This is a genomic window from Microbacterium sp. P5_E9 (assembly GCF_054049175.1).
In genome coordinates this window covers 1-744 of sequence record NZ_JBFUMV010000056.1, presented here as the reverse complement: position 1 = coordinate 744, position 744 = coordinate 1, and the positions used below count along the sequence as shown (strand labels likewise).

General features: G+C 58.9%; 2 protein-coding genes. Both read left to right on the top strand.

The features are described 5' to 3' along the window. Nucleotides 1-128 precede the first annotated feature (128 nt). Entirely contained in the window at nucleotides 129-410 is a 282-nt protein-coding gene (locus ACXJ3V_RS20190; protein WP_457102142.1) for a hypothetical protein, read from the top strand. A 118-nt stretch (nucleotides 411-528) separates the two neighbouring features. Next, nucleotides 529-744 (top strand): hypothetical protein (locus ACXJ3V_RS20185; protein ID WP_457102141.1); only part of this gene is annotated, 216 nt, incomplete at its 3' end.

Below are 744 nucleotides of genomic sequence, written 5' to 3'. Positions count from 1 at the left end.
GCCTTGGAGGACGTCCAGCAGGGCCACGGCGTAGCGTCACTGCCTACGGCCCCGCAGGCCCACATCTGATGCGACACGGTGTCGCTCGGGGCCAGCCTGAATTCACCTCAAATCTCAGGAGACTTCCTATGAAAGTGATCGCAACAACCTGGCTGGGCGGCGCTTTGATGCTGGCAAGCATCAGTGCCTCTGCCCAAGACGCCGCGAAGAAGGACGGCACGCCCAAAGACAGCGGCACGACCATGGTCATGACGATGCAGCAATGCAAGCAGCACATGGCCATCTCGGAAAAGGCCGGCGCGAAAAAGGACGACGCCATGGTGAAGAAGGACACCATGTGCAACGAATTGATGAATCAGAGTGGTGGCATGAGCAAGGGCGGCATGACCGGCGAGCCCATGAAGAAATAAACTACCCAAAAATCAGGCGTCGCGGGCAGTCGGCCAGGGGCGTACTCCGACCCGTCAGCGACGTCCGCCAATCCTGTGAAGGTAAGACTGAGCGGTCAAATCCGACGAAGGAGCCATGATGGAAAACGAGAACCTGAAAATGACTTCCCAACTTACTGAAGAGGCGAATCAAGCCGGGCACGATACCAACTGGACGACCAGGAGCGATGCTCCAGAAGCCGGGCGAGCGGGCGAGGTAACGGGGCAAACTTTCCGCAGCCACACAGGGGATGCCAAGCAAGCTGTCGCGGATGCAGTGGGTACCGCCAAGGGTTACGTTCAGGAAGCCAAGGAA